This is a genomic window from Perlucidibaca aquatica (assembly GCF_001676655.1).
GTDB classification, from domain to species: Bacteria; Pseudomonadota; Gammaproteobacteria; order Pseudomonadales; family Moraxellaceae; genus Perlucidibaca; species Perlucidibaca aquatica.
In genome coordinates this window covers 615,533-632,650 of sequence record NZ_LZDB01000002.1, presented here as the reverse complement: position 1 = coordinate 632,650, position 17,118 = coordinate 615,533, and the positions used below count along the sequence as shown (strand labels likewise).

18 protein-coding genes are annotated in these 17,118 nt (G+C 55.4%); 6 read left to right on the top strand and 12 right to left on the bottom strand.

Annotated elements, in window-relative coordinates; translation table 11 throughout:
• Positions 1–39 precede the first annotated feature (39 nt).
• Positions 40–936, top strand: coding sequence for a protease HtpX (gene htpX / locus A8710_RS06615; protein ID WP_068858905.1), 897 nt, complete (start codon positions 40–42; stop codon positions 934–936).
• Positions 937–964: 28 nt separating this feature from the next.
• Here htpX and A8710_RS06610 read toward each other — a convergent pair whose 3' ends face one another.
• The gene (locus A8710_RS06610) at positions 965–1,597 is read right to left on the bottom strand and encodes an arylesterase (protein ID WP_068860651.1); all 633 of its coding nucleotides are present in this window, start codon (positions 1,595–1,597) and stop codon (positions 965–967) included.
• Here A8710_RS06610 and A8710_RS06605 point away from each other — a divergent pair.
• Together A8710_RS06605 and A8710_RS06600 are read left to right on the top strand one after the other, a co-directional pair.
• Entirely contained in the window at positions 1,596–2,285 is a 690-nt protein-coding gene (locus tag A8710_RS06605; RefSeq protein ID WP_082968704.1) for an ABC transporter ATP-binding protein, read from the top strand. The genes A8710_RS06610 and A8710_RS06605 overlap by 2 nt on opposite strands.
• Entirely contained in the window at positions 2,282–4,768 is a 2,487-nt protein-coding gene (locus A8710_RS06600) for an ABC transporter permease (RefSeq protein ID WP_068858899.1), read from the top strand. The genes A8710_RS06605 and A8710_RS06600 overlap by 4 nt, the downstream gene beginning before the upstream one ends.
• A 12-nt stretch (positions 4,769–4,780) precedes the next feature.
• Here A8710_RS06600 and nemA read toward each other — a convergent pair whose 3' ends face one another.
• The 3 genes from nemA to A8710_RS06585 are packed head-to-tail and all read right to left on the bottom strand — an operon-like array spanning position 4,781 to position 7,737.
• Positions 4,781–5,878, bottom strand: a complete 1,098-nt coding sequence (gene nemA / locus A8710_RS06595; protein ID WP_068858897.1) for an N-ethylmaleimide reductase — start codon at positions 5,876–5,878, stop codon at positions 4,781–4,783.
• Positions 5,879–5,936: 58 nt separating this feature from the next.
• Positions 5,937–6,548, bottom strand: a complete 612-nt coding sequence (locus tag A8710_RS06590; protein WP_068858894.1) for a TetR/AcrR family transcriptional regulator — start codon at positions 6,546–6,548, stop codon at positions 5,937–5,939.
• A gap of 46 nt (positions 6,549–6,594) precedes the next feature.
• The gene (locus tag A8710_RS06585; protein ID WP_068858891.1) at positions 6,595–7,737 is read right to left on the bottom strand and encodes an ATP-NAD kinase family protein; all 1,143 of its coding nucleotides are present in this window, start codon (positions 7,735–7,737) and stop codon (positions 6,595–6,597) included.
• An 89-nt stretch (positions 7,738–7,826) separates the two neighbouring features.
• On the opposite strand from A8710_RS06585, the gene A8710_RS06580 reads away from it, so the two are divergent.
• The gene (locus A8710_RS06580; RefSeq protein WP_068858889.1) at positions 7,827–8,009 is read left to right on the top strand and encodes a PA1571 family protein; all 183 of its coding nucleotides are present in this window, start codon (positions 7,827–7,829) and stop codon (positions 8,007–8,009) included.
• 16 nt (positions 8,010–8,025) lie between these two features.
• Here the strand turns inward: A8710_RS06580 and A8710_RS06575 are convergent, their stop codons facing one another.
• The 7 genes from A8710_RS06575 to fabR all read right to left on the bottom strand — a co-directional run bounded on the left by A8710_RS06575 (position 8,026) and on the right by fabR (position 13,983).
• On the bottom strand, positions 8,026–8,673 hold the full coding sequence (locus A8710_RS06575; protein WP_068858886.1) for a TetR/AcrR family transcriptional regulator: 648 nt from the start codon (positions 8,671–8,673) through the stop codon (positions 8,026–8,028).
• 62 nt (positions 8,674–8,735) lie between these two features.
• The gene (locus A8710_RS06570; protein ID WP_068858885.1) at positions 8,736–9,206 is read right to left on the bottom strand and encodes a YiiD C-terminal domain-containing protein; all 471 of its coding nucleotides are present in this window, start codon (positions 9,204–9,206) and stop codon (positions 8,736–8,738) included.
• Positions 9,203–9,766: a nitroreductase family protein gene (locus A8710_RS06565; RefSeq protein WP_068858882.1), complete on the bottom strand. Its 564-nt coding sequence runs from the start codon at positions 9,764–9,766 to the stop codon at positions 9,203–9,205. Before A8710_RS06565 ends, A8710_RS06570 begins: the two co-directional genes overlap by 4 nt.
• Positions 9,763–10,806, bottom strand: a complete 1,044-nt coding sequence (locus A8710_RS06560) for an NAD(P)H-dependent flavin oxidoreductase (protein ID WP_068858880.1) — start codon at positions 10,804–10,806, stop codon at positions 9,763–9,765. The genes A8710_RS06565 and A8710_RS06560 overlap by 4 nt, the downstream gene beginning before the upstream one ends.
• Complete coding sequence (mtnK, locus tag A8710_RS06555) at positions 10,803–12,014, bottom strand: S-methyl-5-thioribose kinase (protein WP_068858877.1); 1,212 nt, start codon at positions 12,012–12,014, stop codon at positions 10,803–10,805. The genes A8710_RS06560 and mtnK overlap by 4 nt, the downstream gene beginning before the upstream one ends.
• A 14-nt stretch (positions 12,015–12,028) precedes the next feature.
• Positions 12,029–13,189, bottom strand: a complete 1,161-nt coding sequence (locus A8710_RS06550; protein WP_068858874.1) for an acyl-CoA dehydrogenase family protein — start codon at positions 13,187–13,189, stop codon at positions 12,029–12,031.
• A 128-nt stretch (positions 13,190–13,317) separates the two neighbouring features.
• The gene (fabR, locus tag A8710_RS06545) at positions 13,318–13,983 is read right to left on the bottom strand and encodes an HTH-type transcriptional repressor FabR (protein ID WP_068858872.1); all 666 of its coding nucleotides are present in this window, start codon (positions 13,981–13,983) and stop codon (positions 13,318–13,320) included.
• Positions 13,984–14,131: 148 nt separating this feature from the next.
• On the opposite strand from fabR, the gene A8710_RS06540 reads away from it, so the two are divergent.
• Positions 14,132–15,187 (top strand): ferredoxin reductase, encoded by a 1,056-nt coding sequence (locus A8710_RS06540; RefSeq protein WP_198341632.1) that lies wholly within the window; start codon positions 14,132–14,134, stop codon positions 15,185–15,187.
• 18 nt (positions 15,188–15,205) lie between these two features.
• Positions 15,206–16,318 carry a fatty acid desaturase family protein gene (locus A8710_RS06535; RefSeq protein ID WP_068858866.1) on the top strand — a complete coding sequence of 371 codons (1,113 nt, stop codon included), beginning with the start codon at positions 15,206–15,208 and terminating at the stop codon, positions 16,316–16,318.
• Here the strand turns inward: A8710_RS06535 and A8710_RS06530 are convergent, their stop codons facing one another.
• Positions 16,319–17,098: a sterol desaturase family protein gene (locus tag A8710_RS06530; RefSeq protein ID WP_068860649.1), complete on the bottom strand. Its 780-nt coding sequence runs from the start codon at positions 17,096–17,098 to the stop codon at positions 16,319–16,321. It lies immediately after the preceding gene.
• Between the last annotated feature and the right edge of the window lie 20 nt (positions 17,099–17,118).

Genomic DNA, 17,118 nt, shown 5'->3' with positions numbered 1-17,118 from the left:
AATTTATTAACAACAATCATGATAGGAGCTTAAAAACACATGTTACGCATCGTTTTGTTTCTGCTGACCAACCTCGCGGTCATGCTGGTGGCGGGTGTCGTACTCAGCCTACTTGGCGTGGGCTCGACTCATGGCGCCGGAAATACCCTGCAACTCGGCAATTTGCTGGTCATGTGTTTTGTTTTCGGCTCGGTTGGCTCGCTTATTTCGCTGCTGATGTCGAAATGGATGGCCAAACGCTCCATGGGCGTCCAAATCATCGAGTCCCCACGCACGGGCGAAGAGCGCTGGCTCGTAGATACCGTCGCTGAGCTCTCGCAAAAAGCCGGCATTAAAATGCCAGAAGTCGGTATTTTCCCAAGCTATCAGTCGAATGCCTTTGCTACTGGCTGGAACAAGAACGCCGCACTCGTTGCCGTCTCGGCCGGTCTTTTGCAACGCATGACGCGTGATGAAGTGCGCGCCGTGCTCGGCCACGAAATCGGTCATGTGGCCAACGGTGACATGGTTACCCTGGCGCTGGTGCAAGGTGTGGTCAACGCCTTTGTCATGTTCTTCTCGCGCATCATCGGTAACTTCGTCGATCGCGTGATCTTCAAGAACGAAGAAGGTCCGGGCATTGCCTACTATGTCACCAGCATCGTCGCCGACATCGTGCTGGGCATTCTGGCCTCGACTATCGTCATGTACTTCTCGCGCTACCGTGAGTTCCGTGCCGATGAAGCCGGTGCACAGCTAGCCGGTCGTCAGGCCATGATTAATGCCCTGCGTGCACTGCAGCGTGAACAAGAAGTGCCGGATCAGATGCCTGCCGAAATGACCGCTATGGCGATCACCACAGGCAAGCGCGAAGGTTTTAGCTTTGCTTCGCTGTTTATGTCTCACCCGCCGTTAGAGAAGCGTATTGAAGCTCTGCAGAACCTGCAGATCGCCTAACACGAACTTCTGTAAGACAAAAAGCCCGCTACTTGCGGGCTTTTTGGTCTTTAAGAGCAGCTGAAAGAAGTGGCCAAGCCAACTCCAGCAACTTAGGCTGCGCTTTGGCATTCGGGTGAATTCCATCCTTTTGCATTAACGCTGAAACGCCGCCGATACCCTCTAAAAAGAACGGCAAAACAGCTGCGCCCTCCGCCTTCCCCACCCGAGGAAAAACGGCGGCAAAAGCTTGGGTGTAGGGCTTTCCATAGTTCGGAGGAATCTGCATCCCCACTAAAATGACACGTGCATCCGTCTGGCGAGATTGGCGAATCATGCTGGCCAAATGACGTTCCATCATCGCTGGAGGCTGGCCACGAAGGCCATCGTTGCCGCCTAACTCAATGACCACAATATCCGGCTCATGCTGCTTCAGTAATGCAGGTAGGCGACGCACACCACCGGACGTGGTTTCACCGCTGACGCTGGCATTGATGACTTTATGCTGCCCCGGATGACGCACTTCTAAGCGCTGGCTCAGCAAGGAAACCCAGCCCTGTTCAATGCTCATGCCGTAAGCTGCACTGATACTATCGCCAAAGATGAGTATCGACGCAGCGGATGCCGGCATCATGGCTAAGCAAAACACTAACGCACCTACACTTCGTAACCAGGTCATCATGACAACGCCATCCCAACAGTTGATTGAAACTCGCCAGCTCACGCAGTCTGTATTGATTCAACACGAGCGATTGCTCATCTTAAATAACATCAATCTCGTCATTTCGGCTGGCGAAAGTGTAGCCATTACCGGCAGCTCTGGCTCAGGCAAATCTACGCTATTAGGGCTGCTGGCGGGATTAGACACGGCCACAGAAGGTCGTGTTTTACTGGCGGGCCACGATCTCGGCGCCCTCGATGAAGATGCACGCGCTGCATTGCGACAGCGCCTTATCGGCTTCGTCTTTCAGAACTTCCAACTACTGCCTCACCTCACCGCGCTTGAAAACGTTATGTTGCCGCTGGAACTCGCGGGCCTTCCCGCCAAAGCGCGTGCCAAACATTGGCTGGCGCGGGTGGGTTTATCTGCCCGCGAGGCCCATACACCACGGCAGCTATCCGGCGGCGAACAACAGCGCGTCGCGATTGCACGCGCCTTCGCCACCGAACCTAAAATCCTGCTCGCCGATGAGCCCACCGGAAACCTCGATAGCCAGACTGGCGCCAGCATCATTGAGCTACTGTTTGAGGCTCAGGCTGCTTCCCACACAACACTCGTCTTAGTGACGCATGACCACGCACTTGCGTCACGCTGCCAACGCCAGTTGCATTTGGAGGCTGGACGCGTGACATCAGGTGCGCTGACATGATCCTGGCCTGGCGACTATTAAAGCGGGATATCCGTGCCGGTGAGATCTGGCTATTACTTGCCGCCCTCATACTCGCCGTCACCGCCACGAGCAGCCTGCGGTTTTTTAGCGCCAGTCTGGAGCAAGGACTCAGCCGTCAGGCCGCTAATTTATTGGGGGCTGATCTCGTATTGCAAAGCAGTCGCCCGCTGCGGCCAGAAGTGGAACAAGTAGCACAGCAACGCGGCTTGAGAACGGCTGTTGTGACTGAGTTCTCCAGCATGATTCAACGTCAGGATGCGTTTCAGCTGGCTGCCGTGAAAGCCGTGACCGCCGACTACCCATTGCGCGGTGAGCTGGTCGCTTCACACCGCAAGGCAGAGGCGAAAAGCTCTCGCATTCCCAGCCCCGGCACCATCTGGTTGGATCAACGCCTCATGGGTCTGTTGGCCGTATCCATCAACGATGAAATTCAATTAGGCGATAGACAACTACGCGTCGCTGCCGTCGTCTTACAAGAGCCGGACCGAGGCGGTAATTTTTCCGCATTTGCACCGCGAGCGCTGATGAATGCAGACGACTTAGCATCCGCTGGCGTCATTTTGCCCGGCTCACGCGTGCAATACCGTTTACTTTTAGCGGGCTCGGCTCGGGCCATCTCCGATGTGAACAGCTACCTAGAGCCTGGATTGGTCACCGGGGAGCGGCTAGTGGATGTCGCTCGTGGACGCTCGGAGATCGGCGGTCCACTCGCGCGGGCCAGCGACTACCTGAGCATTGCGGCTATCGCCGCCGTGGTCTTATCGGGACTTGCGGTCGCATTGGCCGCACAACGCCACGCTGTACGCCACTACGACACGCTGGCGCTGATGCGTTGCCTAGGGGCTAACCGACGCCGCGTGCAGGGCATTTTTCTGACGCAACTGTTGCTAATCTGGGCCGTAGCCATCGTCGTTGGCGCGGCATTAGGCGCGGGTACGTCGCAAATCCTGTTTCAGATTCTGTCAAACCTGCTACCAAATGCCGAGCTCGACTTTGCCTGGCAACGCCCTCTACTTACGGGCATCGCCACGGCCACGCTAACGCTGATTGGCTTTGCCCTGCCCGCGCTTATCGGCTTGTTTCGAGTATCACCACTACGCGTTATTCGCCGCGAGCTTGCACCGAACTCATTGGGCTTGATGACAGTCACTGCACTGGCTATTTCGGCCTTGGCAGGCTTGCTGACTCTGGAGACGGGCCGCTGGCAGCTCACTCTCATGCTGCTCGTGGGCGGAAGCGCGCTGGGCTTTTTACTCGCCTTGCTGTTGCGCAGCCTATTAGCACTGATGCGTCACCTATTGGCTGAACGTTCGTTACCCAGATCTTTACTCGGGCTCCGTGAACTCTGGCGCCATCCGCAGAACACGACACTACAGATCTTAGGGCTCAGTGTGGGCATTGCTGCCATGCTATTAGTGACCAGTGTGCGCGGCGAACTTATGAGTGCCTGGCAAGGTAAATTGCCCGCTAACGCCCCCAATCAATTTGCACTGGGAATTGATGAGCTAGACCGTGCGGCATTCCAACAAACGTTGGCCGATTTTGGCATCGTGCCCGATGCGCTATATCCGGTCATGCGCGGACGGCTCATCGCCATCAATGACAAGGCAGTGGTTAGCGCCATTAGCAAAGAAAGTGAAGATCAACGCGATGAATCGCTGAATCGTGAACCCAATTTGACCACATCCACCACCTTGCCCAAAGGAAATGAGCTAGTCGAAGGCGCATGGTGGACAGACACCCGTCAGGCGCCCTGGCCTGTCTCTGTCGAGTCCAGATTGGCTTCAAAGCTAGGCATAGCCTTAGGCGATAGACTGCGCTTCTCGTTGGCAGAGGGCGATGTTGAAGCCACCGTCACCAGTCTTCGCAAAGTCGACTGGGACAGTTTTCAGCCCAATTTCTACATGGTCTTCCCCGCCCCCGCGCTTGCACCTTTCCCAGCCACTTACCTCACGGCGTTTCATGTGCCGAAAACGCAGCGAGAGGTGCTAAACACGTTGGTTAAGCGCTTTCCAACCGTCGTGTTGATTGATGTCGATGCCATCATGACGCAAGTTCGTCAGCTGCTAGATACGGTCTCGCAGGCGATTGAGTTCGTCTTAGTCTTTGTTTTGGTGGCCGGCGTATTAGTGCTCTTGGCCTGCATAGCCGCCGGTCAAGACCAGCGACGCCAGGAGGCCGGCTTACTACGCGCACTGGGCGCCAGCCGGCGTCAGCTCATGCAGCGCGGTCTCTCGGAAATGATGCTACTGGGCGGCTTTGCAGGGCTCGTCGCGGTAGCGATGACCGAGGCCTTGGCTGCGGCGCTGTATGTCACGATACTTGAGCTGCCACCCACCTGGCATGGCACCCTATGGCTGGTCACCCCACTACTCGCCGCCAGCCTGACCGGGATCGCCGGCATGCTAGCAACTCGACGGGTGTGGCGAACCGCACCCGTCATTGTGCTTAGAGAGAGCTAAGCCGATACCCTATTAAACAGCGGCCAACGCGGGGTAATCCGTGTAGCCCTCAGCACCGCCGCCATAAAACAGCTCAGGCCGCTGTTCATTGAGTGGCGCATCTTGTTGTAAACGCTCAACTAAGTCCGGGTTAGCAATATAGGTACGACCAAACGCTGCGCCATCAATCAGCTGCTTATCCATCAGATCCGTGGCTTTGGCGAGCGAGTAGTTACCCGCACCAATCAACACACCGCGATAGCGTGAGCGCAGAGCCATTCGGAAGCTCTCGGGCAGTACTGGACCACCCGCCCAGTCTGGCTCGGACAAATGTAAATAGGCGACACCACGCTGCTCAAACTGCTCTGCGAGGTAGAGCCCCATGGCTTCACCGTCAATATCGTCAAGGGCATTGAAGTTGCCCATGGGCGAAATGCGAATACCAACACGGCCCGGCTCCCAAGCAGCGATCACTGCATCCAACACCTCTAAGGTCAGACGCGCACGGTTTTCCAAAGAGCCGCCATAGGCATCGCTACGGTCATTGCTTTCTGTGGATTGGAATTGATGCAGCAAATAGCCATGTGCGGCGTGGATTTCGACCATATCAAAGCCCGCAGCTTGAGCATTTTTCGTGGCCTGAACATAGGTTTCGATCAAAGTAGGAATTTCATCCAGCCCTAAAGCACGGGGCACCGAGCAATTCACGCGCTCGGGACGGCCATTTTCCCCGAGCACTGTCGTCTTGGTTCGTGCGGGCAGGTTTGAGGCCGAAACCGGTGCTTGCCCGTCAGGCTGCAAGCTATTGTGTGAAATACGACCTACATGCCAGAGCTGGATCGCAATGCGTCCACCCGCGTCATGTACGGCCTGCGTGACTTGCTGCCAACCGGCGACTTGCTCGGCACTGTAGATGCCGGGTGTCTGCATATAGCCTTTGCCCTGAGGTGATACCTGAGCGGCTTCAGTAACAATTAGCCCCGCACTCGCACGCTGGCGATAATACTCAGCCATCAAAGGCGTTGGCACATCACCTGCGGCAGCACGCATACGCGTTAACGGCGCCATCAACACGCGGTTTGGCAGCGTGATGCTGCCCATTTGCACAGGCGTAAATAAACGATGACTCATGACACTTTCTCCAATGGGTTGCCAGAATTAGACCGGTCAACTTGATATGACATAAATTTTAATGCGATGAAGCTTTCAGCCAGCGCTGGGTCTGAGCTAAAGCACAAGCAAAAGGCTGGCTATCACGTCGGATTTTGGTCAGTAACTCTGCCCCGACCCATAACTGATAGAGCGCACCCGCCAACGAGTCGGGCTGTAAGTCTGAATCCAGCGATGCATCAGCCTGGCCAGCGACGAGCGCCTGAGCTAAACGTTGCTGCACCTGCTCCATACCCGCCACCAGCACCACTCGCATGGGTTCAGATAAGTCTGAAACTTCTGCAGAGAGCTTCACCGCAAGGCAGGCACTGGCGCGCGCTTGAGCATCGCTTTGTTCACAGCGTGCTGCCCATCGCCCGAAATAATGCAGCAAGCGCTCACGTCCCGTTCCGGGAGACTCCAGGAGCAAGGCACGCAAATCCTCATCGTAGCGATTGAAGTAGCGCGTCAGCATGTCAACGCCAAACGATTCTTTGGAGCGGAAATAATGATAGAACGAGCCTTTGGGAACGCCAGCTTCGGCCAAGATTTCCGTCAGGCCTACGGCGGTAAAACCTTTGCCACGAAAGACGGCCTCGCCTGTCGCCAGCAAGTGCTCTCGGGTGTCGGAAAATTCGCGTGGCTTAATCATGCCGGCACAATACTAGACCGGTCGTCTAGTGTCAACGCGCCGAAGGCTAACCCTGCACGGCATACAACAACTGTTGCTGAAAGCCGCTATGGACGGGCCACCAGCCAGACCAGGTCCGATCAAGATCAGCGTCCCCCGTGTCCAGCCTGAGTGGCCGGCCAGATAACGCGGCAAGCTTATTGCGCGTTGCTAACACCCATATCCGTTCGCGCCCTAGCTGACGCAATAGTTGAGGCGACAATTGCTGATTACCGCGTCCGATGAGACTGCCCTGCCCACCCGTAGGGGTAATAATGACCGTGAGATCTGATCGTGAAGCCCAGGCTTCCAAAACCTCAGCAGAAACATCTGAGGCAACCAAATGGTTATCACACACAATATCAAAGCCGAGCAAAGTGTTCGGCAGCTGCAACGCCGCCATCACAGCGGCCACCGTGGTGCCTGCACCTAAAGCGTAATGCTGCCCTGGCTGCATCAGGTCCAAAATTCCGGCGGCAATTTCTGCCTGCACTAGGCCTTCATCTTCACGACCTGAGCACTTCACTTGTTGCACTAAGCTATCCGAGACGGGCACACGTAAGTCGCCAAAGTGCCTCGCTCGTACGCGTCCACCGGCTAATGCTTGCTCATCAATGTCTCTGACTTCTGCCAGCTCCATGGCCACTAGCTCACCCGCACACAAGCTGCGCACTAAATCCGCGGCGCTCTGGGGGTTAATGGCAAACACACCCGAATGCATTTTCACGCCTGCGGGCACACCCAGCGCGGGCAAATGCGTACCAACGACTGAGCAAATATCTCGGGCTGTGCCGTCGCCTCCCACAAAGATGAGCAAATCAAGGCTCGCCTGCATCAGCATGGCCGCCGCCCGCTGAGTATCTTCAGCGGTTGAGGGCATTTGAGCTTGAACGTCGAGTATCTCTGCGCTTCGATCGCCTAGGCTGGCCTGCCCCATGGCCCCCGCCACCGTGACCCATTGCACAGGCAAGTCTGCGGTCGCCGCCAGAAAGCTGGCACAACGCGTTTGCGCGCGAGAGCACCCCTGCTCAACACTTTTGCGCGCCTCCTGACGCAGCTCGTCACTCACGTGATCACTGCCTTTCAGCGCCAGTGGCCCGCCAAGACCAGCGTAGGGGTTGATGATGAGCCCGACGCGCAACCGTGCGGAAACATTCAGAAATGATTTCATAGTTGGTTACAACTTAGAGGCGAAAGTACAAGACGCAGCGATTTGGCCTTCCTATAGTGAACTCATGGAAACACAACTTGAGGTGCAACATGACCAACACTAATCTGGAGAAGAGCATGAACGAGACCCGCACTGTGGGCAATCCGTTTCATTTCGCCATCCTGTTAGATGACCAGGGTACCGAGTTGGCCATCACAGAAGAAATGATTCAAAAGGCTTGCGCTGACTTAGCGAAGCGTTGCCAGTTCCCGGATCGTCGGCAAGCAGCCTGATTCAGAAACCGCTGAATCAGACCTGCTTCGGGGCTAGGCCATTCCACAACATGGCAACCGTACGCTCTACCAGTTGACCATCCGCAAATGTCTCCGGCTTCATCACCCAAGCCAACATAAAACCATCAATTAGCGCACACCAAAAAATCGAGACTGTATCTGCATCTAAGTCAGGGTCCGTGATACCCGCCTCGACCAAACGCTCAATCATTTGCTTCGCTAACAGCCGCCCATGGTCATACAGCTGCGCCATACTGCTGGCTATCTGGGCATCCCGCGTTTGCGAGACAAACTCCAAATAGAGCCTCGGCCAAGCGGCGTTATCGTGAAATCGGTTCAACATATCCCGCAGCATAGTCGCAATGGCCTGCTGCCGTGCCTGAATCGTTGGGGCCGCCAGCGCCAGCGCCAATTCTTCGGCTAAAGGTGCCGTGTGCTGTTGAAACCGGTATTCCAGTAGCGATGTGAACAAGTCATTCTTACTACGGAAGTGCCAGTAAATAGCCCCCTTAGTCAGATGAGCCTCGGCAGCAATTTCATCCAAGCTGGCGCGCTGAAAGCCTTTAAGCGCAAATACACTGACGGCGGCCGCCAAGATACGTTCGCGAGACTCACTAGGCTGCTCACGTCGCTCATTCACGGCACGTTGCTTACACAGAGACATGGGGGGATCCATACAATCACATACCGCCAAGTATGCCACAGCTTGAACACGCCCCCACAGCGCTAGACCGACTCAGGGGGGAGTCGCCAAATCGCATAACTGGCCGACAGTGACACAGCAGCGCGCTGCGCCTCTTCAATACTCACGGCTAACGTGGCGCGAGCCTTGCCTTTACTAGCAATTTGCGCGGCCACTGCAGCGAGAACAGCGGCATCGGGCAAGATTGCCGTGGCCGAGAAGTCTTCACTAACCGGAATGCGATACTTAATTTCGGACTCGTAAACAGCGACATGGCAAGCCCCTAAGTGCTCTCGCGCCCACAGCATGAGCGCAGCCCAGCCTGTCACCGTCGTTAGGCTCGCCAGCGCGCCAGCGAAAGCGGTACTTTTATCGTTGATGTTGGGCTGCAAAGGCGCTTTCAGGGTCAGCGCCTGACCATCCCAAGCGACGGCTTCCAACTGCATAAACGCCGCCAGCGGGATATCACGCCGTAATTCGGCCAAAAACGCTTGCGCCTCAGCCAGCCGGCTCATGCCGTTGCGCCCGACCAAGCGTCATACAATGACTCTGGGCGCGGAGGTGCAGCCTTAGTGCCCGCCGCCGTACCGACGTAAATAAAACCACCGATGTCTTCGCCAGCGACCAGACCCAGGCCCTGCTTCACGCGATCTAGCGCCGTCGTATCACCGGTGCGCCACATGGCCGCATAGCCTTCGGCATGTAAGGTTAACAAGATATTTTGCACGCTCGCGCCTAGGCTTAACCATTGCTCCCACTCCGGCACCTTAGCTTGATCCTGGCGGCGTAGTATCGCCACGATGATCATGGGCGCGCGCAGCGGCATTTGCCGCAATTTATTCTGCTCTAACTCAGCACGATCGGGATTCACCTCGCGCATGCCTTGGTAAAACAACTCGCCCAATGCCGAGAGCGCATTACCCTGAATTGTCAGGTAGCGCCAAGGCCGCAATACGCGATGATCCGGCGCCGCACCCGCTGCGTCGAAGACCCGGTTCAGAGCGTCGGTATCGGGTACGGGCAACACCAGCTGGGCAATGGAGCGACGCGTCATAATGGCTTCGTGGACATTCATCGTTGGGCTCCTTGCACACGTTGTTGCGCGATATTGGCCTCTGCAACTAAGCGCTGCATCAGCTCGGCACAGTTAGGAATATCTTGAATTAGGCCTTGGGCCTGGCCAATCAGCTGCACGCCGCGCACCTGATCGCCGTCTAAGATGGCGAGGCGAATCCGCTCCACTGCAGCACCGAAATAGCTCAGCTTCAACGTATTGGCGAATCCCTGCTCACGCCAGGTCATCCACAATTGCTTCAAGCTTGTGCCTTGTTGGCGCATCAGCAGCAAGGACTGCCACATAGCCCGCCATAGCGTCAGCGGTTTACGACTCACCGCCAACCCAGTTGGGGTGCGCATGATGCGACAGGGCATGCCGTCGAAATTGCGCGTGTAGAGGGTGTCCTCAACGGCTTTCTCCAACACCATCGCTTGAGTTTTAGCATGCAATGGACTTTCTGTGGTCATGGCCCAGCGCGTACCCATCGCTACCGCATCGCCACCCAACGCCAATGTGGCCACCAAGCCCGAGCCTTGGGCAAAACCACCGGCCGCAATGAGCGGCAATGACGTGACAGCGCGTATGGCCGGCAATAACACCAGCGTAGTGACTTCACCACCATGTGCCGCCGCCTCATGTCCAGTAACGATAAGCGCGTCGGCACCATCTCGCTCGGCAGCTTGCGCATGTTTTGCGGTTATAACGGTGGCAATGGTTCTGCCGCCATAGGCCTTAGCGCGCTGGCACAGCCAATCGCCCTTGCCCAGCGAATAGTTAATGACCGGCACCTGCTCTTCCAATGCCACTTCAGCATTCTCTCGCGAGCCCGGCATCAGCAAGGCCAAACCCACACCGAAAGGCTTTGAGGTGAGGCTACGCGCCAGTCGAATTTCAGCACGCGCTTGTTCAGGCTTGAGATGCCCGATCTGGATTAGCCCCAGACCACCCGCCTCACTCACTGCCGCCGCTAACTGAGCGTTAGATACATACGTCATGCCCGAGCAAATAAACGGATATTGGATGCCGAATAAGTCGGTCACACGGGTATGCCAATTCATGCTTCACATCCTTTCTGCAAGGCCGAATCCATATTAGACCAAGGCTGGGTTCGGAGTAGCCAGTGTCTTGCCATGCCTAAGCTCTGCTGAGCGGCTGGAATCAATGCCGGCTCTTCGGCCATCAGCTCCCACTCCGGAGCATGCGCCAGGCCGATGGTGCGACGGATTAACTCAACACCTGCGAATGCTAGGGTGTCTTGCAGTAATTCATCTAAATAGCGCTGGATATAGCGCTCACTCTGCCACTCACCCAGCACCGACTGCGATCGCGCCAGCTCAGCGAATTGCTGACTAAAGACCTGCCAAATTTGACGAATCAATTCGAGCATATCCATGCCTGAGCCTGGCGTGGCACCGGCTCGGCGAGCAAATACAGGCTGACAAACATGGCCTATGTAGAGGTGCGCTACAAGACAACCTAAGTCGTAGGCCATTGGGCCGTAAAAGCCAAATTCAGGGTCGAAAATACGGGTTTCTGTGGGGGTGACCAGCATCGAGCCGGTATGCAAATCACCGTGCAACAAGGCTTCAGCCGATGTCATGTAGACACGCTTCATGCGCAGAACTGCAGCATACAAATCTTGGTCTGCGCGAAGTGCGGCAGCCATCTGCTCTAACTCTGCATGGCAATGGTTGTGCGCGTGCTGCTGTAAAGGCTGCGTGAAGCAGACATCCTCCTGGGCTTTGACCAGCACGGGATTAATAAACTGCGGAACACGTGCTTTTTTTTCTGCCGAGGGCAAGGCTAAATCGGAGCTGAAAAACAACGACTTGGCGAGGAACTCACCCAAATGCTGGGCCAGCAATGGGTAATGCTGCTGTGATTGCAGTCCGGTGCGCAGAATCACGTGCGGCTGTAGGTCCTGCATGATGCAGACATACATATCGGCATCAAAGTGATAGACCTCGGGCACGAACTCCGGGCAATGCCTCACATAGCTTTGCAAAATGCCATACTCACGAACGGCGCGATCCAGGGGTAATTTAAAGTCCGGATATTTCCGGGCCCACGGCAGCGACTGCTTCACGATAAGGGAGCGGCCAGCGGCGTTGGAGACGCGAAAGACCAAGTTCACGTTGCCATCGGCTAGGTCTTGGCTGTGCAAGTGCTCGTTAGATCCCAGCAGTTGATTCGCTAAGCCGGTTTTCTGCAACCAAGACACCACGGTGTTTTTATCTAAAGCGTAGTAATTTTCTAAAGAAGACACGCCAAGCCCCTGAATTAAATACGTTTAAAAATTTTCCTGGCCAAGCTCATGCGGTGAACTTCATTGGGGCCATCGTAAATCCGGAACGAACGCGCATCACGGAAAATACGCTCCACGATGCTTTCTCCCGTCACGCCCCGGCCACCCAACACTTGCACACTGCGGTCAATGACTCGCCAAATCGCTTCCGAACTGATGACCTTGGCCATACTCGATTCCACATTGCCCTGCTCGCCCTGATCCAAAACCCAAGCACAGTGCTGAATGGTTAGACGCGTTGTGTGCAAGTCCATTTCATTGTCGGCCAACGGAAAACCAACGCCCTGATGCTCAAGGAGCTTTCGGCCAAAAGACTCCCGCTGCTGGGCATAGCGCGTGGCCACTTCGTGGGCTCGTCGAGCAGCACCCAGCCAGCGCATGCAATGTGTCAAACGCGCGGGCGCCAAACGCACCTGGGCATAGCGAAAGCCCTTGCCAATCTCTCCCAGAACATCCTCAGCCGGCACATAGAGATCCTTGAGGGCAATCACACCGTGGCCGCCGCTGAAGCAAGAGTCCAATGAGTCCATCATGCGTTCGAGATGAAAGCCGGGCTTGTTGGTATCGGACAGGAACATGGTGGCTGATCCATCGGGCATTTTTGCCATGATGATGGCAAAGCTGGCACCCTCCGCGCCGGTGATAAACCACTTGCGGCCATTGATGCGATAGCCATCACCATCCGGCGTGGCCGTTGTAGCGAGCATGCTGGGGTCAGAGCCTGCGCCATCATCGGGCTCGGTCATGGCAAAACAAGAGCGAATGCGGCCATCCACCAAGGGTTGAAGCCAGCGTTGCTTCTGCTCCTCGTTAGCCACGATCTCCATGAGGTGAATGTTGCCCTCATCTGGCGCATGAATATTCAGTGCAATCGGGCCCAGTGGCGAATACCCCGCCTCCTCAAAAACCACGGCTTTAGCTAGATGAGATAGCCCCAGGCCACCTAGCTCAACCGAGGCATGCGGCGTGAGTAAGCCAACAGCACGAGCCTTAGCAATCAGCTCGTTGCGCAGCTCGACGCTTGGGCCGTGTGCGGTTTGGCGAGAGTCCTGCTCGTAAGGAATGATTTGCTCAGCAATGAAATGACGAACCTTGGTCTGTAAGGCGAGTAAGTCACTGGATAAGGCAAAGTTCATCGCAACTCTCTTGTTCAAATTTTTAGACTGGCCGGATCATGCCGAAACTCGCTTCAGAATGCGAGCCATCCTTCGCATTAAACAGAGAGCACGTGGGTGTTGTGGCATAGGGCAAAGACAATACCCCGTTAAGACTCCGTGACGGCCAATGTGCGAGCTCCCATCAAAATCATTTTTAACATGAGTGCGGTCTGCTCTAGGGTGTCAACCTGTGCTTGTGCGCTCTGGCTCGCAGCGCTGGCACCCATAACGAATACCAACCGGGTGATGGCACGCGCCACTACATCAGCACGATGCAACTTATGACCATTCAATGCCTCCAGTCGCAGCAGGTCATTCATTAACTCGTCTTCGAAAAAGACCAACTGCTTTTCCACGGCCTGCTTAAAGGCATCCGAACCCACCTTGCCCTCGCGCAACAATAAATCGAGATAACCCGCCTCCGAATTGAGCTGCTCCATAAACACCTCTAAAGAGGTGCGAACGACACTGCGCTCACGACTGACACGCTGCCTCGCTTCACTAAAAATACGGCGCAGACTGCTACCGGCCAGCTCGATGAGAGCGATGGCAAGCTCGTCAATATCTTTGAAATGGCGATAAAAGCTGTTCGGGGCGATGCCAGCCGCACGCGCCACCTCACGCAAACTCAGTGTAGACACACTGCGGGTTGGTCCCAGCAGGGACATGGCGGCGGCAATTAGCTCTTCGCGCGATATGACGGCCCGACGCCCCTGTGGTCCCCGGGCTAGACGCTCAGCTGCAGGTGCTGGCAACGCGGTAGTGTCATTCATTCTGCTCATACTCTGGTTGGCAGGCATGAACAAAGTATAGAGCTAATGAGCCCAGACATTCATGCAGAAACAACGATGCAGCACCAATAGACATATGTCTATACAAGTGTATAATAAATGCATTACTTCTTACCCTCGGATGTCATCTGTGCCTCCCAACCAAGCGACCTCCTTCCTATTAGATGCATTATTTAGTGCCGATGCTTTCGATTTTTGGTCGAGTAAAGTGCATCCACTGTGGTCTTGTAAAAAGCCACTCGCGCAGATTGTTTCAAAACACCCAGAGTCAGAGGATGCCGTAACCCTCGTTTTGAAGCCGAATCGTCACGTCAGCGCCTTTATTGCAGGGCAACACGTCAACGTCAGTGTCGAAATCGATGGCCGCCAGCACAGTCGCAGTTACAGCCCACGTTATCTCGCAAACAATCACATCGCTATTACCGTCAAACGCATAGAAGGTGGCAAGGTCAGCACCTGGCTCTGTAATCAGAGTCAGCAGGGCGATATCGTGCAATTGAATGCTCCTTTTGGCGAAATGACGCTAAAGGAAAACCCGAGCCACGCTATTTTTCTTGCCGCGGGAAGTGGCATCACGCCCTTCATAAGTTTGATTCAGGCGCATGCGAAGACGGGCCAACACATCACATTGCTGTACTGGGTACGTGATGACGCCTCTACTTGCTTCGCTGAAGCACTTACCCAACTTGAACAAGCAAACCCGGCATTTCGCCTGCATCTTCTGATGACACGACCCAAAGAAGGTAACGCCTCTGGTCGAATTCATCTCGCACAAATACAGGCACTGGTGCCAGATCTAGCCAACACACATTGGTATGCCTGTGGTCCGGAGGGCTTTGTTAGCACTGCCGCTGGATTGGCCAAACAATTCAGTCGGCCCTTTCTGGGGGAAGCCTTTAGCTTACCTGAGCTGGCGACAAGCCCAGGCGAGCACGTACAAATCCATCTGCTGAAAAGCCGTAAAACGATTTCAGTGCCTTCGGGTGAACCCTTGTTAAGTGCGCTGGAAAATGCCGGCATTCAACCTGCCCACGGCTGTCGCCGAGGCATTTGCAATACCTGCGCCTGCCCCAAGAGCAGCGGCACCACACGCAACATTTTGACCCAAGAAGAGCAGCACGAAGCGGTCTCCGGATTGCGCTTATGCATCAGTACAGCCTGCTCAGACTTGACGTTAGACCTCTAAAGCCATCGGAACATGCTCATGAAAAACCTGAATAAACGCACATTGTCTGCCCTAGAGTTAGATCAACTCGCCAAAGAGCTGGATGCCGTGCGCGCACGTGCAATGGCCGATGTCGGCAAAAAAGATGCACGCTATATACGACGTGTCGTCGCACTGGTGCGCTATAGCGCTTTTGCCGGCCGCGCCCTGCTCATGCTCAGCTTCTTTCCCCCAGCTTGGGTCCTAGGCACGCTACTACTGGCGCTATCTAAAATCGTGGAAAACATGGAGGTTGCGCACAATGTCATGCACGGCCAGTACGACTGGATGGGCGACCCCAGCCTGAACGGCCAGACCTACGAATGGGATCTGGTCGGCACCAGCGACAACTGGCGCACTTCACACAATTTCATGCATCACACCTACACCAACATTAAGGGCATGGATGACGATGTGGGCTATGGCGTGCTGCGCCTGTTCCCGGAGCAGCGCTGGAAGCCGCACTACCTGTTCCAGCCCTTTTATGCCGTGATTTTTGCGCTGTTATTTCAGTGGGGCATCGCCATTCAGGAACTGCGCCTGGGCCAGCTATTCAGCGGCAAGAAGTCCAAGGAAAAGTTTGCCGAAGAGTTCGCACCGGTGAAGCGCAAGATGCGCCAGCAGATGTTCAAGGACTATGTGTTCTTCCCGCTCCTCGCCGGCCCGTTTTTTCTGCCAGTGCTGGCCGGTAACTTCGTCGCCAACGGCATCCGCAATGTCTGGACCTATTCGATCATTTTCTGTGGTCACTTCACCCGTGATGCCGAGATTTTCCCAAAGAGCGTGCTCAAGGATGAAAGCCGTGGCCACTGGTATATGCGCCAGATCAAGGGCTCGTCGAATCTGGAAGGCGGTAAATTGCTCAACCTGCTGTCGGGCAACCTCAGCCACCAAATCGAGCACCATTTATTCCCGGATGTACCGGCTTGGCGTTATGCCGAGATGGCCAAAGAGGTCCGCGCCATCTGTAATCGTCATGGCCTTCATTACAATACCGGCTCGTTTATGAAGCAGGCCGGTCAGGTGACTTGGCGTATCCTTCGCTATGCATTTCCATCGAAAACACCCAGCGCTCAACTCAATGAATTTCGTGCAGAAAGCACTGCAAGTTAATTAGCGCCACGGCTGCGACAACATGCCGGTAAAGCTGTTGTCGCGGTCCTCGTGTAAAGTGGTTAAGCCAATCTCAAGCGCATTCCCTTGCGCGGAGACGGCGCGATAGGACGAAAACAGCCGATCCCACCACGGCACTAAAAAGCCAAAATTAGTATCGGTTTCTTCCGGACGGCGCGAGTGATGTACGCGATGCATGTCGGGCGTGACCAATACGCGGCGCAACCCCGCATCGAGCCGTGGATGAAGACGAATATTGGCGTGATTAAACAAGGCTGAACTGCTCAATAAAACCTCAAAAAGCAGCACGGCTTCCGCCGGAGCACCTAATGCCAGCACCACCAGCATCTTCCAAATCATAGAGAAGAACATTTCCAGTGGATGGAAACGCAGGGCGGTAGTGACATCCAGCACACGATCGCTGTGATGTAAGCGGTGCAAACGCCAGAGCAAGGGCCAAGCGTGCGATAGCCGGTGTTGGGCGTAGATGCATAAATCCAGCACGAGAATAGAAATAATACTGGTTAGGAATGGCGGCAGCGACCACACCGCAAACAGACCAATACCTTGCTGCGCTGACCACAACGCCACGGTGACGAGGGAAACAGGCAAGAAAACCCTGAGCAGAACAATGGCTATGGCTTGCAGCGCGAGGTGATTACGCCAACGCCGCGCGAGATTTTGCGTAGCCCTACGCCAAGGGTAAATCTGCTCAAGGCTCGCCATCACCAACAAAGTGAGGAGAAAGGGCGCTAGGCGGATGAGAGAATCACTAAACATCAAACAGCCTAAATGAGTAA